This window comes from Kitasatospora papulosa (genome assembly GCF_000717245.1).
Lineage (GTDB): Bacteria > Actinomycetota > Actinomycetes > Streptomycetales > Streptomycetaceae > Streptomyces > Streptomyces papulosus.
This window is the reverse complement of the sequence record NZ_JNYQ01000080.1, coordinates 1-317: the sequence shown is the minus strand read 5'-3', so window position 1 is coordinate 317 and position 317 is coordinate 1. Positions and strand designations below refer to the sequence as shown.

1 protein-coding gene is annotated in these 317 nt (G+C 66.6%); it reads left to right on the top strand.

Going from position 1 to position 317, the window contains the following annotated elements:
* A partial coding sequence (locus tag IA22_RS34685; RefSeq protein WP_037660217.1) for a hypothetical protein occupies positions 1-317 on the top strand: 317 nt, incomplete at both ends.

Genomic DNA, 317 nt, shown 5'->3' with positions numbered 1-317 from the left:
TCGCAGCAGCGGGTGTTGGGTCAGGCGTTGGTGTCGGCGGGTGTGTCGGCGGCTGATGTGGATGTGGTGGAGGCGCACGGTACGGGGACGGAGTTGGGTGATCCGATCGAGGCGCAGGCGTTGTTGGCGGTGTACGGGCAGGGGCGTTCGGAGGATCGTCCGTTGTGGTTGGGGTCGGTGAAGTCGAACATCGGTCATACGCAGGCTGCTGCGGGTGTGGCGGGTGTGATGAAGATGGTGTTGGCGTTGGGGGAGGGGGTGTTGCCGCGTTCGTTGTACGCGGGGGTGCCGTCGCGGAAGGTGGAGTGGGGTGCGGG